This window comes from Variovorax sp. 22077 (genome assembly GCF_052044195.1).
GTDB lineage: Bacteria > Pseudomonadota > Gammaproteobacteria > Burkholderiales > Burkholderiaceae_C > Variovorax > Variovorax atrisoli.
The window spans coordinates 206,546-221,650 of record NZ_JBQEQC010000007.1 but is presented as its reverse complement, the minus strand read 5'-3'; the positions used below and the strand labels follow the sequence as shown (position 1 = coordinate 221,650).

The 15,105-nt window shown below is 68.3% G+C and carries 16 protein-coding genes; 8 read left to right on the top strand and 8 right to left on the bottom strand.

Translation table 11 applies throughout. The annotated features are described in order from the left end of the window. Nucleotides 1-118 precede the first annotated feature (118 nt). Nucleotides 119-796: a FadR/GntR family transcriptional regulator gene (locus ACTJLF_RS12830; RefSeq protein ID WP_019654182.1), complete on the top strand. Its 678-nt coding sequence runs from the start codon at nt 119-121 to the stop codon at nt 794-796. Beyond that, nucleotides 796-2,115: a CynX/NimT family MFS transporter gene (locus ACTJLF_RS12825; protein WP_440883204.1), complete on the top strand. Its 1,320-nt coding sequence runs from the start codon at nt 796-798 to the stop codon at nt 2,113-2,115. The genes ACTJLF_RS12830 and ACTJLF_RS12825 overlap by 1 nt, the downstream gene beginning before the upstream one ends. Before the next feature lie 16 nt (nt 2,116-2,131). On the opposite strand, the gene ACTJLF_RS12820 is transcribed toward ACTJLF_RS12825, so the two are convergent. Next, entirely contained in the window at nt 2,132-2,923 is a 792-nt protein-coding gene (locus ACTJLF_RS12820) for a hypothetical protein (protein WP_132752466.1), read from the bottom strand. A gap of 55 nt (nt 2,924-2,978) precedes the next feature. Here ACTJLF_RS12820 and ACTJLF_RS12815 point away from each other — a divergent pair, with 55 nt between their 5' ends. Then, complete coding sequence (locus ACTJLF_RS12815; protein WP_440883203.1) at nt 2,979-3,623, top strand: ABC transporter ATP-binding protein; 645 nt, start codon at nt 2,979-2,981, stop codon at nt 3,621-3,623. Between the two features lie 7 nt (nt 3,624-3,630). On the opposite strand, the gene ACTJLF_RS12810 is transcribed toward ACTJLF_RS12815, so the two are convergent. Beyond that, nucleotides 3,631-4,503: an oxidoreductase gene (locus tag ACTJLF_RS12810; protein ID WP_440883202.1), complete on the bottom strand. Its 873-nt coding sequence runs from the start codon at nt 4,501-4,503 to the stop codon at nt 3,631-3,633. A 117-nt stretch (nt 4,504-4,620) separates the two neighbouring features. On the opposite strand from ACTJLF_RS12810, the gene ACTJLF_RS12805 reads away from it, so the two are divergent. The 3 genes from ACTJLF_RS12805 to ACTJLF_RS12795 all read left to right on the top strand — a co-directional run bounded on the left by ACTJLF_RS12805 (nt 4,621) and on the right by ACTJLF_RS12795 (nt 8,346). Further along, complete coding sequence (locus ACTJLF_RS12805; RefSeq protein WP_440883201.1) at nt 4,621-5,550, top strand: LysR family transcriptional regulator; 930 nt, start codon at nt 4,621-4,623, stop codon at nt 5,548-5,550. A 148-nt stretch (nt 5,551-5,698) separates the two neighbouring features. Continuing rightward, nucleotides 5,699-7,930: an NADP-dependent isocitrate dehydrogenase gene (locus tag ACTJLF_RS12800; protein ID WP_019654188.1), complete on the top strand. Its 2,232-nt coding sequence runs from the start codon at nt 5,699-5,701 to the stop codon at nt 7,928-7,930. Between the two features lie 32 nt (nt 7,931-7,962). Continuing rightward, nucleotides 7,963-8,346, top strand: a complete 384-nt coding sequence (locus ACTJLF_RS12795) for a DUF1161 domain-containing protein (protein ID WP_440883200.1) — start codon at nt 7,963-7,965, stop codon at nt 8,344-8,346. 73 nt (nt 8,347-8,419) lie between these two features. On the opposite strand, the gene ACTJLF_RS12790 is transcribed toward ACTJLF_RS12795, so the two are convergent. Beyond that, nucleotides 8,420-9,298, bottom strand: coding sequence for an alpha/beta fold hydrolase (locus tag ACTJLF_RS12790; RefSeq protein WP_132797078.1), 879 nt, complete (start codon nt 9,296-9,298; stop codon nt 8,420-8,422). Nucleotides 9,299-9,358: 60 nt separating this feature from the next. Continuing rightward, on the bottom strand, nt 9,359-9,922 hold the full coding sequence (locus tag ACTJLF_RS12785) for a nucleoside 2-deoxyribosyltransferase (RefSeq protein WP_440883199.1): 564 nt from the start codon (nt 9,920-9,922) through the stop codon (nt 9,359-9,361). Between the two features lie 198 nt (nt 9,923-10,120). Here ACTJLF_RS12785 and ACTJLF_RS12780 point away from each other — a divergent pair, with 198 nt between their 5' ends. Beyond that, nucleotides 10,121-10,474, top strand: a complete 354-nt coding sequence (locus ACTJLF_RS12780) for an Atu4866 domain-containing protein (protein WP_026346336.1) — start codon at nt 10,121-10,123, stop codon at nt 10,472-10,474. A 173-nt stretch (nt 10,475-10,647) separates the two neighbouring features. Next, on the top strand, nt 10,648-11,409 hold the full coding sequence (locus tag ACTJLF_RS12775) for an SDR family oxidoreductase (RefSeq protein WP_019654194.1): 762 nt from the start codon (nt 10,648-10,650) through the stop codon (nt 11,407-11,409). On the opposite strand, the gene cynS is transcribed toward ACTJLF_RS12775, so the two are convergent. The 4 genes from cynS to ACTJLF_RS12755 are packed head-to-tail and all read right to left on the bottom strand — an operon-like array spanning nt 11,403 to nt 14,992. Beyond that, nucleotides 11,403-11,846, bottom strand: coding sequence for a cyanase (gene cynS / locus ACTJLF_RS12770; RefSeq protein WP_019654195.1), 444 nt, complete (start codon nt 11,844-11,846; stop codon nt 11,403-11,405). The genes ACTJLF_RS12775 and cynS overlap by 7 nt on opposite strands. A 49-nt stretch (nt 11,847-11,895) precedes the next feature. Further along, nucleotides 11,896-12,735 (bottom strand): ABC transporter ATP-binding protein, encoded by an 840-nt coding sequence (locus ACTJLF_RS12765; protein WP_132752459.1) that lies wholly within the window; start codon nt 12,733-12,735, stop codon nt 11,896-11,898. Nucleotides 12,736-12,766: 31 nt separating this feature from the next. Then, a complete protein-coding gene (gene ntrB, locus ACTJLF_RS12760; protein ID WP_019654197.1) occupies nt 12,767-13,636 on the bottom strand; it encodes a nitrate ABC transporter permease in 870 nt (289 codons plus the stop codon). Between the two features lie 3 nt (nt 13,637-13,639). Next, on the bottom strand, nt 13,640-14,992 hold the full coding sequence (locus tag ACTJLF_RS12755; protein ID WP_126182798.1) for a CmpA/NrtA family ABC transporter substrate-binding protein: 1,353 nt from the start codon (nt 14,990-14,992) through the stop codon (nt 13,640-13,642). Nucleotides 14,993-15,105 lie beyond the last annotated feature (113 nt).

The following is a 15,105-nucleotide window of genomic DNA, read 5'->3' as shown; positions in this document are numbered from 1 at the left end:
TTCGAAGGCGCTTCGGTTTCTGGAAAGGGGGCGTTCCGGGTCAATCGCCGCGTGGGGAGTCCGGTCTCTGTTTGGGGGCAAAATTCATCCAATCATTGAACGACCAGGCCTACTCCCGATGCTTGTCCAAGCTCCCCGTACTTCGCTTGCAGATACCGCCGCCGACAGCATCCGCGCCGAGATCTCCGCCGGCCGCTGGCCCGTCGGCTCCCGCATTCCGATCGAGCCGCAGCTCGCCCAGTTGCTGGGGGTGAGCCGCGGCACGGTACGCGAGGCGGTCAAGACGCTGGTGTCGCGCGGCCTGCTCGAAGTGCGCCAGGGCTCGGGCACCTATGTGCGCTCGGGTTTCGATCCGTCGTCCAGCCTGCAGAAGATGCGGCTCGCCAGCCTGCGCGACCAGTTCGAGGTGCGCCGCGCGCTCGAGGTGGAAGCCGCCCGGCTCGCCGCGGTTCGCCACACGGCGCGCGACCTGCGCCGCCTGCACACTCTGCTGGACAAGCGAGGCAGCTTCGACCCTGCCGACAACGGCGCGGCCTTCATCGAGCGCGACCTCGCGTTCCACCTCGCCATCGTCGACATCTCGGGCAACCTCGCGCTGGCCGAGACGTGCCGCTTCATCACCGGCTACATCAAGGAGACCATCGCGAGCTCGCTGGGCACCGCCCTGCCCGAGCCCGACGAGGCGGCGCACCGCGCCGTCATCGAAGGCATCGCCAGCCGCGACCCCGACGTGGCCGCCGCCGCGGTGCGCACCTTCATGTCGCCGATGATCAACGCGCTGGCGCTGGGCTCGTGATGAACTCGACCACCCTCGCAAGCCGCAACGCCGCCGCCGCTCCCGCTTCGCCGCGTCACTCCAGCGACGAACTGCTGATCGACGCGGAGGCCGACAGCCTGCCCGCGCCGCGCCCCACGCCGGCGCCGACGCTCGCGCGCCGCATCCTGCTGGGCGCCAGCGTGGTGCTGATCGCCTTCAACCTGCGCCCGGTGTTCGCCAGCCTCTCGGTGGTGCTGCCCGAAATCATCAAGGCCACGGGCCTCTCGGCCACCGCCGCCAGCTTGCTGACCACGCTGCCGATCGTCTGCCTCGGCGTCTTCGCGCCGCTCGCGCCCGGCCTGGGCCGGCGCTTCGGCACCGAGCGCACGCTGCTCGGCTGCATGGTGCTGATCCTGGTCGGCACGGTGCTGCGCGGCACCGGCAACATCCCGCTGCTGTTCCTGGCCTCGGCCATCGCGGGCAGCGGCATCGCGGTGTCGAACGTGCTGCTGTCGGGCCTGGTCAAGCGCGACTTCGCCTCGCAGGCGGCGCTGATGATGGGCCTCTACACCATGGCCGTCTGCGGTGGCGCGGCCAGCGCGGCCGGCCTCACGGTGCCGATCGAGCACGCGCTGGGCGGCGGCTGGACCATGGCGCTCGCGATGTGGGCGCTCCCGGCTGCGCTGGTCACGCTGATCTGGGCGCCGCAGGCGCTGCCGGTGAAGCCGGTGGCGAGCGAATCGGGCTTCACCGTGCGCGGGCTCTGGAGCGACCGGCTCGCCTGGCAGGTCACCTTCTTCATGGGCCTGCAGTCCGCCCTCGCCTACATCGTGATGGGCTGGCTCGCGCCGATCCTGCGCGAGCGCGGGCTGGGCAGCGAGACGGCCGGTTACGTGGTTTCGCTGTCGGTCATGACGCAGGTGGTGACCTGCCTCGTGATACCGGCGCTGGCGGTGAAGCTGCGCAACCAGCGCGGCCTCGCGGTCGTGCTGGCGCTGCTGACGGTCGGCGCGATGCTGGCGATGCTGTTCGCGCCGCTGGGCGGCGTGTTCGGCGTGTGGGCCTGGGCGGTGCTGCTGGGCATCGCGCAGGGCGGCACCTTCGCTCTGGCGCTCACGATGATCGTGCTGCGCTCGCCCGACTCGCACGTGGCCGCGCATCTCTCGGGCATGGCGCAGGGCGTGGGCTACATGGTGGCGGCCTTCGGGCCGCTGGTGGCCGGGCTGCTGCACGGCTGGACGGGGAGCTTCCGCGCCTCGTCGTGGCTCTTCATCGGCCTGGGCATCGCGCTCGTGATCGCGGGGCTGGGGGCCGGCCGCACGATGCACGTGGGCACGACGACCGTGCCGCGCCGCTGAGGCGCGGGCCCGCTGCCTACTGCGGCCCGCCGCAGAAGCCGGCGCGCTCGGTGGTCTTCGCGGTGAACAGCACGCGCGTGGTGGTCGCCGCGCTGCGCGGCTCGTTCTGCGGCCACTCGGTCTGCACCCAGGTGTATTGCCAGTCGTAGGGCGCGCCGGGCTTGAATGTCTCGCCATAGGCGATGCGCAGGCTGCCGAAGCTCTCGTCGTGGCAGTGCTTCGAAGTCTTGTATTCCTTCTCGCTGAAGCAGGCGCGGATCATCTTGGAGCACGAGAAGGGAATGCCCTCCTGCACCGCCTTGCCGCCTTCGAGCGGCACGAAGTCCGCGGTGTCGAACGACGCGCCGCCGCCCGAATAGCCTTCCGACACCGTCTGCAGCACGGCCACGGCCCATCGGCCCTCGGCCACCGGGTAGAGCGCCGGCGCGAGCGAGAGGCGCGCCTCGGAACGGCTGGCGTCGCTGTCTTTCTTCAGGGCCTGCGCGTAGTCGGAGAAATCATGGAGACGAGCGAGCTGCCAGGTCTTCGCGTCGCCTGCATCCCGCCTGATGCGCGCCATGGCGAGCGGCTCGGCGGACAGCACCACGTAGTCGCCGGCCGCGGCGCCGCGCGGGCGGTAGAGGCCCAGCTGCTGCGCGTTGCAGGGCTGCGGCAGCAGTGCGCACAGCCGCGTGCGCCACTGCGCATCGATCGAATCGGGCTTCTTCACCGCATCGAACACCTGCGCCGACGGCGCGGAAAGATCGGGAGCGGCAGACACCGCAGCGGCGAACGGCAGCAGGGCGAGCAGGAGCGGCAGCTTTCTCATGGAGCCGGATGGTAGCCAGCGACGGCGCTTCTGGTTGATAAAGTCGCACGCGACCATGAATCCTTTTTCTCCCGCCCTCCTCCGGATCGACGCACTGCGTTTCGCCTACCCCGACCAACCCGCGCTGGTGTCCGGCTGGAACGCGTCCGTCGGCCCGGGCGTCACGCTGCTGTACGGCGATACCGGCACGGGCAAGTCGGCGCTGCTGCAGGTGATCGCCGGCACGCTGGCCGCCTCCTCGGGCCGGCTGACGGTGGCGGGCGCGAGCCTCGACAGCGCGCCCGAGGCCTATCGCCGCCAGGTGTTCTTCGTCGACCCGACGACCGACCGTTTCGACCAGCTCACGGCCCGCGAATGCACGGCCTCCCTCGCCGAGGGCGACGCCGGCTTCGACCACGCGAAGTGGCAGGCCATCGCCGACGGCTTCTCGCTGGCGCCGCACCTCGACAAGAAGATGTTCATGCTCTCGACCGGTTCGAAGCGCAAGGTGTGGATGGCCGCCGGGCTTGCCTCGGGCCGGCCGCTCGTCCTGCTCGACGAACCGACCGCCGGGCTCGACATGCCCTCCACGCGCTGCCTGTGGGCCACGCTCTCGGAACTGGCGGCGCAGTCGAAGCAGGCGGTGATCGTGGCGAGCGCGGCGCGCATCGACACCGTGCCGCTCGCGGCCACCATCGAACTGCCGCTGCGCGAAGGCTGACCCGTCTTCAGGCCGGGTCGAAGTCGGTGCTGCGGCTCAGGGCTTCCCAGGCCTCCAGGTCCTTGAGCATCGCCTGCGCATGGGCGCGCACCGCGTCGACCGAGTCGCCGCCCAGCGGCAGACGCAGCGGCGTGTTCTCTGCTTGCAGCGCCTTCGCGATGGCCACGGCCGCCTTGCGCGGATCGCCGGCCTGCGTGTTGTGCATGCTGTGCGCGAACTCGCGGGTGGCGCCCACCACCGGCTGGTAGGCCTCGATCACCGGCATGTGGCGCATGCCGCTGCCCGCGAGCTGCGTGCGGAACTGGCCCGGCTCGACGATCAGCACCTTGATGCCGAAGGGCGCCACCTCCTGCGCCAGCGCTTCCGAGGCGCCCTCCAGTGCGAACTTGGAAGCCGAATAGGCGCTGAAGCCCGCGAACGACAGCTGCCCGCCCAGGCTGGAAATGTTGACGATGGCGCCCGACCTCTGCGCACGCAGCACCGGAAGCGCGGCACGGGTAACAGCCATCGCGCCGAAGAAGTTGGTGTTCATCAGCGCGCGCAGCTCTGCGTCGGACGTTTCCTCGAGGGCGCCGACCACGCCGTAGCCCGCGTTGTTGACGAGCACGTCGATGCGGCCGAAGCGCGCGACCGCGGCCTGCACGGCGGCCTCGGCGGCACCGGCCGCGTCCACGTCGAGCGGGGTGGCCAGCACGCGGTCGGGCGCCAGCGCCACGAGGTCGACCAGGCGGCTTGCGTCGCGGGCGGTGGCGACCACGTTGTGGCCCAGGGCCAGGGCGTGCTCGGCGAAGGCGTGGCCGAAACCGGAGGCTGCACCGGTGATGAACCAGGTCTGGCGGGCTTGCGAGGAGGTGGTGGCGATGTTGGAGGCGTTGGACATGAGGCTGGCTCCTTGAGGGGTTGAGGGTTGCCGTGAAGGCATGGCGTGACTGTTCCAGCAAACCCACTCAACGACTAGCCAGTTCAAATTGAAAGCACTGTGCGATACAGTGCATGAATGGACCGCAACCTGCTTCCGCATCTCGCGATCGTGCTGGCGGTGCACCGGCGCGGCGGGTTTGCCGCGGCGGCGGCCGAGCTGGGCATGAGCGCCTCGGCCGTGAGCCACGCGGTGCGCGCCGTCGAGGACCACCTGGGCCAGCCGATCTTCGCCCGCACCACCCGCAGCGTGCGGCTGACCGAGGCCGGCGCGGGCTTCATCGACATGCTGGCCCCGGCCATGGGCGAGATCGCCGACGCGGTGGACCGCTTCGGCGAGTCGCTCGGGCGGGTGAGCGGCGTGCTGCGCGTCAACGCCCCTCACGTGGCGCTGCCGCTGGCCATGACCCCGCTGGTGGCCGAAATGGCGCGCCGTCACCCGGGGCTGGTGATCGAGATCACCTGCGACGACGGGCTGGCCGACATCGTGGCGAGCGGCCACGACGCCGGCGTGCGGCTGGGCCACACCGTCGCGCAGGACATGGTGGCGGTGCGCCTCACCCCGCCCTTCGAGGCCATCCTGGTGGCCACGCCGCGCTACCTGGCCACGGCCGGCGAGCCGCGCAGCATCGCGGCGCTGCAGCAGCACAACTGCATCGGCTTCCGCTTCGTGACTTCGGGCGGCGTCTACGCCTGGGACCTGCGCGACGAGGGCGGCGCCCATGTCTCGGTCGAGGTGCCGGGCACCGTGCGAGTCACCGACGCGCTCTACGCCCGCGACCTGGCGCTGGCCGACGTGGGCATCGCCTACATCTTCGAGCCGCTGGTGCGCGCCGAGCTGCGCGAAGGCCGGCTGCGCCAGCTGCTGCCGCGCTCGGCCTTCGGGGAGCCGGGGCTCTTCTTGTACTTTCCGCGCCGGGCGGCCCAGGCGCCCAAGCTGCGCGCCTTCGTCGACCTGGCCCGGGAAATGCTCGAAAAGTCCGTTTCCGGCCAGCCGGAGGCCCTTTAAGACTCGCTTCCGGCCGGGGCTTGGTAACCCGCATGGCGAAACACGGTCCCGGCGGGCGACAATCGGGGGCTCCGGCAAAAACGGGCCATCCCCCGGACAGCCGGAAGTTCCAGCCAACCCGACAACCAGGATCTACGGAAGCAAGCGCATGAGCTCGAAGCAACCCACCATCGTCTACACCCTCACCGACGAGGCGCCCCTGCTGGCGACCTACGCGTTTCTGCCCATCATTCGCGCCTTCACGAATCCGGCCGGGATCAACGTCGAGACCAGCGACATCTCCGTGGCGGCCCGCATCCTGGGCGAATTCCCCGACTACCTGAGCGACGAGCAGAAGGTGCCCGACAACCTCGCCGAGCTGGGCAAGCTCACGCTCAAGCCCGAAGCCAACATCATCAAGCTGCCCAACATCAGCGCCTCGGTCGCGCAGCTGAAGGCCGCCATCAAGGAACTGCAGGGCAAGGGCTACAAGATCCCCGACTACCCCGAGAACCCGACCACGGACGAGGACAAGGACATCCGCGCGCGCTACAACAAGTGCACCGGCAGCGCCGTGAACCCCGTGCTGCGCGAAGGCAACTCCGACCGCCGCGCACCCAAGGCCGTGAAGGAATACGCGCGCAAGAACCCGCACAGCATGGCCGACTGGAGCCAGGCCTCGCGCTCGCACGTCTCGCACATGCACGGCGGCGACTTCTACCACGGCGAGAAGTCCATGACGCTCGACCGCGCGCGCAACGTCAAGATGGAGCTGATCACCAAGAGCGGCAAGACCATCGTGCTCAAGCCCAAGGTCGCCCTGCTCGACCGCGAGATCATCGACTCCATGTTCATGAGCAAGAAGGCGCTGCTGGCCTTCTATGAAAAGGAGATCGAGGACGCGCACAAGACCGGCGTGATGTTCTCGCTGCACGTGAAGGCCACCATGATGAAGGTCTCGCACCCCATCGTGTTCGGCCACTGCGTGAAGATCTTCTACAAGGAAGCCTTCGAGAAGCACGGCAAGCTGTTCGACGAGCTGGGCATCAACGTCAACAACGGCATGGTCGACCTCTACAACAAGATCGCCACGCTGCCGCAGAGCACGCAGGACGAGATCAAGCGCGACCTGCACGCCTGCCACGAGCACCGCCCCGAGCTGGCGATGGTCGACTCGGCCAAGGGCATCACCAACTTCCACTCGCCCAACGACATCATCGTGGACGCATCCATGCCCGCGATGATCCGCAACGGCGGCAAGATGTGGGGCGCCGACGGCCGCCTGAAGGACGTGAAGGCCGTGATGCCCGAATCGACCTTCGCCCGCATCTACCAGGAGATCATCAACTTCTGCAAGTGGCACGGCGCCTTCGACCCCAGGACCATGGGCACCGTGCCCAACGTGGGCCTGATGGCCCAGAAGGCCGAGGAATACGGCTCGCACGACAAGACCTTCGAGATCGCCGAGGACGGCGTCGCCAACATCACCGACCTGGACACCGGCGAAGTGCTGATGAGCCAAGAAGTTGAGCAAGGCGACATCTGGCGCATGTGCCAGGTCAAGGACGCCGCGATCCGCGACTGGGTCAAGCTGGCCGTCAACCGCGCGCGCAACTCCGGCATGCCGGTGGTGTTCTGGCTCGACGCCTACCGTCCGCACGAGGCGCAGCTGATCACCAAGGTCAAGATGTACCTGCACGAGCACAACACCGCGGGCCTGGACATCCAGATCATGAGCCAGGTGCGCGCCATGCGCTACACGCTGGAGCGCGTGGTCCGCGGCCTGGACACCATCAGCGCCACCGGCAACATCCTGCGCGACTACCTGACCGACCTGTTCCCCATCATGGAACTGGGCACCTCGGCCAAGATGCTGTCGATCGTTCCGCTGATGGCCGGCGGCGGCATGTACGAGACCGGCGCGGGCGGCTCCGCTCCCAAGCACGTGCAGCAGCTGGTGGAAGAGAACCACCTGCGCTGGGACTCGCTGGGCGAATTCCTCGCGCTCGCCGTGAGCCTGGAAGACCTGGGCCTGAAGACGAACAACAAGAAGGCGGCCATCCTGGCGAAGACGCTGGACACGGCCACCGGCAAGCTGCTCGACAACAACAAGAACCCTTCGCCCAAGACCGGCCAGCTCGACAACCGCGGCAGCCAGTTCTACCTGGCGATGTACTGGGCGCAGGAACTGGCCGCGCAGACCGAAGACCTGGAGCTGCAGGCCGCCTTCGCCAAGCTGGCCGAGACGCTCGCAGCCAACGAGCAGAAGATCGTCGACGAGCTCGCGGCCGTGCAGGGCAAGCCGGTGGACATCGGCGGCTACTACCTGGCCGACCCGGTCAAGTTCTCGGCCATCATGCGCCCGAGCGCCACGCTGAACGCGGCGCTGGCCTCGGCGTAAGAAGGTCGATCGACCTCGTGCGGGCGGCAGCCATGAAGCCCTTCAGGCTCGCGATGCTTCCCGCCGTGCTGGCCCTGGCCGGCGCGGCGGTCAGCGCACACGCGGCCGAGGACTGCGAAGCCCTGCGCACCCGCATCGAACAGAAGATCGCCGCGAGCGGCGTGGCGCGCTTCACCGTCGCCGTCGTCGATGCCAACGCATCGGCCGACGGACAGGTGGTGGGCAGCTGCGAGCTCGGCACGAAGAAAGTCGTCTATCTGAAGGACGCGGGGGCTGCAACGGCTCCTGCTCCTGCTCCCGCATCTATCCCTGCATCTTCTGCCCCGAAGCCGGCTCCGGCCCAGGGCGCGGACGAACCCATGATCACCGAGTGCAAGGACGGCACCGTGACCATGGGCGACTGCAGAAGGCAGTAGCGGCAACCCGGCGGCAGCTGCTGCCCGGCCCTGCCCGCCCCATTCATTCCTGTGGCCGGATCGATCCGGCCCTTCAGCCCTTCGCCACCACCCGCGCGATCCACGCGAGCAGCACCGCCTCGACCTCGTCGCGGTTGGTCTCGTTCAGCGCCTCGTGACGCGCGCCGCCGAAGACGTGGCACGACACGTCGCGCAGCCCCGCCTGGCGATAGCGCTCCACCAGCGGGTAGAACCACTCGGCCTTGTTGCTCACCGGGTCTTCGCCGCCGATGAACAGGTACAGGGGCAGCTCGGGGCGGATGGTCTTGCGCATCGCCTCCGGCGTGAGGTCGCCCAGCTTCGCGAACATCGAGCCCAGCCCCTCCGGCGAGACCGTGAAGCCGCACAGCGGATCGGCGATGTACGCATCGACCTGTGCCGGATCGCGGCTGAGCCAGTCGAAGGGCGTGCGCACGTCGGGCAGCGCGGCGTTCATGTCTTCCAGCTTGAAGCCCGACTGCAGCGCGGTTCCCAGCAGGTCGAGCGCCGAAGTGCCGGACAGCGCAGCACCCGCGAGCAGCGAGCCGTGCTCGACCAGGTAGTACTGCAGCGCGAACGAACCCATGCTGTGGCCCAGCAGGATCAGCGGCAGGCCCGGATGCACGCCGCGCACATGGCGGCTCAGCAGCGCCATGTCGTCCACCAGCCCGGCGAACGCGCGCGGACCGAACTCGCCCAGCTCGCCGCGCGCCTGCGCGCCCTTGCCATGGCCGCGATGCTCGTTCGCATAGACCACGTAGCCCGCCTGCACCAGCGATTCGGCCAGATGACGGTAGCGCAGCGAATGCTCGCCCATGCCGTGCGCGAGCTGGACGATGGCGCGCGGCTTCGTCACCGTGCCAAGCCACCGATGAACCTCCACCGTGACGCCGTCGTTGGCGGTGAGCTCGAAGTGGGTCTCGGTGGTCGGCATGCAGTGCTCCATTCAGTGATTGATGGAGCCGATCCTAGGGGCTGGTGCGCGGCGATTCGATCAGGGGTTTCCTGCTTCTGTCGCGCGGTGGACAGCCAGCACCTGCGCCATCTTCCGCAGAGCCGCCTCCGGCGTCGCCTCGATGTGGATCGAACACGCCAGCATCAGGTTCAGCTGCTGCCCGAAGTCCTCGACCGCGATGCCGGTGCCGGCTTCGCGCAGCACGCCGTTCGCGTCGACCTCGCATGGCAGCGCGGCGCGCACGCGGTCCGCGTAGCTGCCTTCGGGCACGCCGTAGGCAACGACCGGGATGCCCAGCGCGATCGCCGCGCCGACCTCGAACACGGTGCCGGAATCTGGCTCCATGCCCCTGAAGCTCGCAAGATTGGCGACCACGCCGTCCGCACCGCGAAGGCGCTGCATGTTGGCTTCGTATATCTGCTTCTCGGGCGCGTCGGAGGTCTGCTCTTCGTTGCCGTCCGCCGGCAGCAGGGCCGCGAGGCCGGCTGCGTCGCAGGCGGCCGACAACCTGACGAAATGCGCCCTGGCGTCGGGGCGAAAGACGTCGGGCCCCGCGAGGTAGATGCGCGGGCGGGCCGTGTTCGGGGAAGGCTTGTTGTCCATCGGCGCAGCATCCGCGATTTCCGGCTCTTGCTCAATCCTTGCGACATGGTGCAAAGCGAATTACCGATGGATGCATCGGCCGGCAGCACCGGCCGATGCGGCTTCGGGGAATCAGGCAAGAAACTCGCACGAAGCGACTAACGCCCCACCCGCGCCTTTTTCAAGAATGGACGCTCCATCCACGAACCAAGGCGCACCATGAACACCGCACGTCGCACAGGCGCACTCACCGCGCTCTCGCTATCGCTTGCCATGGCCTCGGGCCCTTCGCAGGCACAACCCCAACGCCCCAGGCTGCTCGAAGACCCGAACCGCTTCGTGGGCATGTGGGTGACACAAGACGGCCACATCCGCCACGAACTGCTGCCCAACGGCCGCTACGACGAGGCGCGCGGAACGCGCCCGAGCGCCTACCGGGGCAGCTACAGACTGACGGGCAACCACATCGACTACGTCGACGACACCGGCTTCACGGCCGACGGCGAGTTCCGCGACGGCGTGCTGTACCACGCGGGCATGGTGCTCTACCGCGAAAGCACTACGCGGCGCTGAGCCGGGCGAAGCGGCGGACGCAGTCGGCATCGCGTTTTGCAGGATCAGGCAAAAACCGCGTTCGATTCGTCTACCGCTTCGGGCCCGCGAAAACGCACACTTCTCTGCATGCCCGGCTCACGCTCATTCCAGTGTGTGCCCCACGGCAGACAGATCAGCACGAGGAGTTCACCATGACCACGATCCAGGAAAAAGTCGTACTCATCACCGGCGCGAGCAGCGGCATCGGCGAAGCGACCGCCAGGCTGCTTGCGCGGCGCGGCGCCAAGGTGGTGCTCGGTGCGCGCCGCACCGACAGGCTCGCCGCGCTCGCGGCGGAGATCACGGCCACGGGCGGAACGGCGAGCTACCAGCGCCTCGACGTGACGCACCGGCCCGACATGGAAGCATTCGCCGAATTCGCGCTCGAGACGCACGAGCAGATCGACGTGCTCGTCAACGCCGCGGGCGTAATGCCGATGTCACCGCTGTGGAACCGCAAGATCGAGGAGTGGGAACTCATGATCGACGTGAACCTGCGCGGCGTGCTGCTGGGCATCGCGGCGGTGCTGCCGACGATGCAGGAGCAGGGCTGGGGCCACATCGTGAACGTGGCGCCGGTGGCGATGCATGGGCTGTCGCCGGGCTCGGCGGTGTACCACGGCACGCAGTACGCGGTGAACGCGGTCTCCGAGGGCCTGCGGCAGGAGCATGCCGGCCGGCTGCACGTGACGGTGGTGAGCCCCGACGTGCACGGCCCCATCGATCCGCTGGCCGAGCGCATCGCGGCCAGCTACGCACGCGAACGCATGCGCACCAACCGGCGCATCGCGGTGCCCGTTGATGCGGTGGCACGCTCGATCGCGGGCGCCATCGAGGGCTACGGCATCACGGCCGGGGCGATGCGCCCGCCTGCCAGGCAGCAGAGGCCGCGCCCGGCCGAATACGCTCAGTAGGTCTTGTAGGGCAGGAACTTTCCCGACAGCACCACGTTGACGCGGTCGCCCTTCGGGTCGGCCTCGCGCTGGATGTCCATGCTGAAGTCGATGGCGCTCATGATGCCGTCGCCGAATTCCTCATGGATCAGTTCCTTGATGGTGGTGCCGTACACGCTCACCACCTCGTACCAGCGGTAGATGAGCGGATCGGTAGGCACCGGCGTGGGCAGCGAGCCCTTGTAGGGCACGACCTTCAGCCACTTCTGCTCCTCGGCGGTGAGGCCGAAGATCTTGCCGATGATCTTCGCCTGCTTGTCGTCGAGCGTCATCTGGCCGAGGCAGGCGGCGGTGGTCCACTCCTTCGAGAGGCCGACCTTCGTGGCCACGTCGGCCCACTGGATGCCCTTGCTGACCTTGGTGGCGATGATCTTCTCGGTGACGTCGTTGCGGTTCATGGGGTTTGCTCCTGATCGATATGAACGTGATGAAGGGGTGAAGGCGAGGTCACGCCGCCTTCGCGCGCGTGACGAGGAAATCGACGATGTGGTTGCGCAGCGCGTAGTAGCCGTCGAGGTGGTGCAGCGAGGCGCGCGTGCGCTCGCGCGGCAGCGGGTTGACCACCGTCTCGACGATGTTCCCCGCGCGGTACCCGCCCTGCGGCAGGTCGGTGCCGTTGCTCATGAGCAGGATGCGGTCGGCCAGCAGGATGGCCTCGTCCACGTCGTGCGTGATCATGAAGACGGTCTGCTGCGTCTGCCGCACGATGGCCATCAGCTCGTCCTGGATGGTGCCGCGCGTGAGCGCGTCGAGGGCGCCGAAGGGCTCGTCGAGCAGCAGCATCTTGGGGCTGATGGCGAAGGCGCGGGCGATGCCCACGCGCTGCTTCATGCCGCCCGAGAGCTGCGAGGGCTTCTTGTCGATGGCCGCCTGCAGCCCGACCATGGCGACGAAGCGCTCCACCTGCGCATCGACCTGCGCGGCCGACCACTCGGGCCAGCGCGAGACCACCGCGAAGGCGATGTTCCTGCGCACCGTGAGCCACGGCATGAGCGCATGGCTCTGGAACACCACGCCGCGCTCCAGGCTGGGGCCGGCCACCTCTCGCCCATCCATGAAGACATGGCCCGCGCTCGCCTGGTCGAGGCCCGCCAGCACGTTGAGGATGGTGGTCTTGCCGCAGCCCGAGTGGCCGATGATGCAGACGAACTCGCCGCGATCGAGCGTGAACGACACGTCGGCAAACACGGGCCGCGCGGGCATGAAGGCCTTGGCAAGGCCCTCCACGCGCAGGAAGCCGCGGGCGCCCGGCGCCTCCACGGCAGCGGAAACGACAGGCTGGGTCATGGCTTCACCTCGGGCGGCAGGAACGGCGCGCTCACTCCACATAGGTCACCTTCCGCTGCAGCGCCGCGAAGGCCTGGTCGAGCAGCATGCCCACCACGCCGATCAAAAGGATCGCGAAGATCACGTTGGTGAGCGACAGGTTGTTCCACTCGTTCCACACGAAGTAGCCGATGCCGGTGCCGCCCACCAGCATCTCGGCTGCCACGATGACCAGCCACGCGATGCTCATGCTGATGCGCATGCCCGTGAGGATGGTGGGCGCCGCCGCCGGCAGGATGACGCGGAACGCGCGGCGCAGCGGCTTCACCTCGAGCGTGCTGGCCACGTTGAGCCATTCGCGCTTGACCGAGGCCACGCCGAAGGCGGTGTTCAGCAGCATCGGCCAGACCGAGCAGATGAAGATCACGAAGATGCCGCTGACCGACGAGTCCTTGATGGTGTAGAGCGCCAGCGGCATCCACGCCAGCGGCGAGATCGGCTTGAGCACCTGGATGAAAGGGTCGAAGGCCTTGTGCAGCAGCGGCGACATGCCGATGACGAAGCCCAGCGGCACCGCCACCATGCACGCCAGCGCGAAGCCCAGGCCCACGCGCGCCAGCGACCAGGCCAGCTGGATGGCGATGCCCTTGTCGTTGGGGCCGTTGTCGTAGAACGGATTCGACAGGTGCTTCCACGCGGTGGCGGCCATCTCGGCGGGCGTGGGAAAGCCCGAGCTCTTCACCTGGCCCTGCGTCGGGTCCTTGCCGAGCATCTTCTGGTATTCGATCTGCTCGGCTGTCATGCCTGCCGCGGCGGAGGTGCCGCCGGCCGGTGCGGTGGCGACCTGCCACACGCCCACCAGCAGCAGGAACATCAGCAGCGACACCAGCGCCGCCTTGAACGAAAGAGCCTTCTTCCGCATGGCTCAGGCCATCTTCGCGATGGCGAAGCTCTTGAGGTAGTCGTCGGGCTTCGCGGGGTCGAACACCTTGCCCATGATGGTGAACTTCGGGTACGCCCCATCGGGCACCGGCTGGCCCAGGTCCTTCATGCGCTTCTTCGCGTCGGTGAGCAGGAAGACCTTCTCGGCGATACGCCTGTAGTCGATGTCGCCCTTCACGTAGCCCCAGCGCTTCATCTGCGTGAGCATCCACACGGCCATCGACTGCCAGGGGATCGGGTCGAAGTCGGCGCGGTCCGGCACGGTGCGGATGTTGCCCAGGCCGTCGGCGAACTTGCCGGTGAGCACCTGCGTGAGCACGGTCTCGGGCTGGTTCAGGTATTGCGCGGGCGCGATCACCTTGGCGATGAGTTCGCGGTTCTTCGGATCGCGCGCCATGGCCGACGCGGTGAGCACCGAGCGCACCAGCGCGGCGAAGGTGTTGGGGTTCTTCTCGATGAACTCGCTCGACGTACCGAAGGCGCAGCACGGGTGGCCGTTCCACAGGTCCTTGGTCAGCAGGTGGATGAAGCCGATCTCCTCGAACACCGCGCGCTGGTTGAACGGATCGGGGCCGAGGTAGCCGTCGATGTTGCCGGCGCGCAGGTTGGCCACCATCTCGGGCGGCGGCACCACGCGGATCTGGATGTCGGTGTCGGGGTTCAGGCCCGCTTCCGCCACGTAGTAGCGCAGCAGGAAGTTGTGCATGCTGTACTCGAAGGGCACGGCGAACTTCAGGCCCTTCCAGGTCTTGGGGTCGCGCTTGTCCTTGTGCTTGTTGGCCAGCGTGATGGCCTGGCCGTTGGTGTTCTGGATGGTCGCGACGTTCATGGGCACCGCGTTGGAGCCCGCGCCCATCGAGATGGCCAGCGGCATCGGCGACAGGAAGTGCGTGGCGTCGTACTCCTTGTTGAGCATCTTGTCGCGGATGAGCGCCCAGCCCGCCGTCTTCACCACCTCCACGTCGAGGCCCTGCTTCTGATAGAAGCCCAGCGGGTGCGCCATGATGAGCGGCGTGGCGCAGGTGATGGGAATGAAGCCGATCTTGAGCTTCGTCTTCTCCAGCGGCGCCTTCTCCTGCGCCATGGCCTGCAGCGCGCCCAGCGGAAACACCGAGGCGATGGCCGCGCGCGCGGTGCCCGCGCCCACGGCGCGCAGGAAGCCGCGCCGCACGCTGTCGACGGGGAACAGCGCCTTCATGAGGCTGGCTTCCAGCTTGTCCTGCGGCAGCACGCCTGCGCGCTCCGCGCCATGCACGCGCCCGCAGGCGCAGCGCATGTTCAGCGGCCGGTCGGCATCGTAGGGATCGCAGGCGGTCGGTTCGTGCGGGTCGGACATGGTGGTGCACCTCGTTGGAAAGATGCAGCCGCCGTTGCAAGCGCCGGGCCGGAAAGTCCCTGCGCAGGCCGTTGCGGAGCTCGCGGCATCAGATCGTGCCGCCGATGTCGAGG

Excerpts from the sequence above, each read along its gene's own strand:
- ACTJLF_RS12785 (WP_440883199.1), bottom strand. The coding sequence starts at position 9,922 with ATGGACAACAAGCCTTCCCCGAACACGGCCCGCCCGCGCATCTACCTC.
- ACTJLF_RS12800 (WP_019654188.1), top strand. The coding sequence starts at position 5,699 with ATGAGCTCGAAGCAACCCACCATCGTCTACACCCTCACCGACGAGGCG.
- ACTJLF_RS12815 (WP_440883203.1), top strand. The coding sequence starts at position 2,979 with ATGAATCCTTTTTCTCCCGCCCTCCTCCGGATCGACGCACTGCGTTTC.
- ACTJLF_RS12805 (WP_440883201.1), top strand. The coding sequence starts at position 4,621 with ATGGACCGCAACCTGCTTCCGCATCTCGCGATCGTGCTGGCGGTGCAC.
- ACTJLF_RS12775 (WP_019654194.1), top strand. The coding sequence starts at position 10,648 with ATGACCACGATCCAGGAAAAAGTCGTACTCATCACCGGCGCGAGCAGC.
- cynS (WP_019654195.1), bottom strand. The coding sequence starts at position 11,846 with ATGAACCGCAACGACGTCACCGAGAAGATCATCGCCACCAAGGTCAGC.
- ACTJLF_RS12780 (WP_026346336.1), top strand. The coding sequence starts at position 10,121 with ATGAACACCGCACGTCGCACAGGCGCACTCACCGCGCTCTCGCTATCG.
- ACTJLF_RS12810 (WP_440883202.1), bottom strand. The coding sequence starts at position 4,503 with ATGTCCAACGCCTCCAACATCGCCACCACCTCCTCGCAAGCCCGCCAG.
- ACTJLF_RS12820 (WP_132752466.1), bottom strand. The coding sequence starts at position 2,923 with ATGAGAAAGCTGCCGCTCCTGCTCGCCCTGCTGCCGTTCGCCGCTGCG.
- ACTJLF_RS12790 (WP_132797078.1), bottom strand. The coding sequence starts at position 9,298 with ATGCCGACCACCGAGACCCACTTCGAGCTCACCGCCAACGACGGCGTC.
- ACTJLF_RS12795 (WP_440883200.1), top strand. The coding sequence starts at position 7,963 with ATGAAGCCCTTCAGGCTCGCGATGCTTCCCGCCGTGCTGGCCCTGGCC.
- ACTJLF_RS12825 (WP_440883204.1), top strand. The coding sequence starts at position 796 with ATGAACTCGACCACCCTCGCAAGCCGCAACGCCGCCGCCGCTCCCGCT.
- ACTJLF_RS12755 (WP_126182798.1), bottom strand. The coding sequence starts at position 14,992 with ATGTCCGACCCGCACGAACCGACCGCCTGCGATCCCTACGATGCCGAC.
- ACTJLF_RS12830 (WP_019654182.1), top strand. The coding sequence starts at position 119 with ATGCTTGTCCAAGCTCCCCGTACTTCGCTTGCAGATACCGCCGCCGAC.
- ntrB (WP_019654197.1), bottom strand. The coding sequence starts at position 13,636 with ATGCGGAAGAAGGCTCTTTCGTTCAAGGCGGCGCTGGTGTCGCTGCTG.
- ACTJLF_RS12765 (WP_132752459.1), bottom strand. The coding sequence starts at position 12,735 with ATGACCCAGCCTGTCGTTTCCGCTGCCGTGGAGGCGCCGGGCGCCCGC.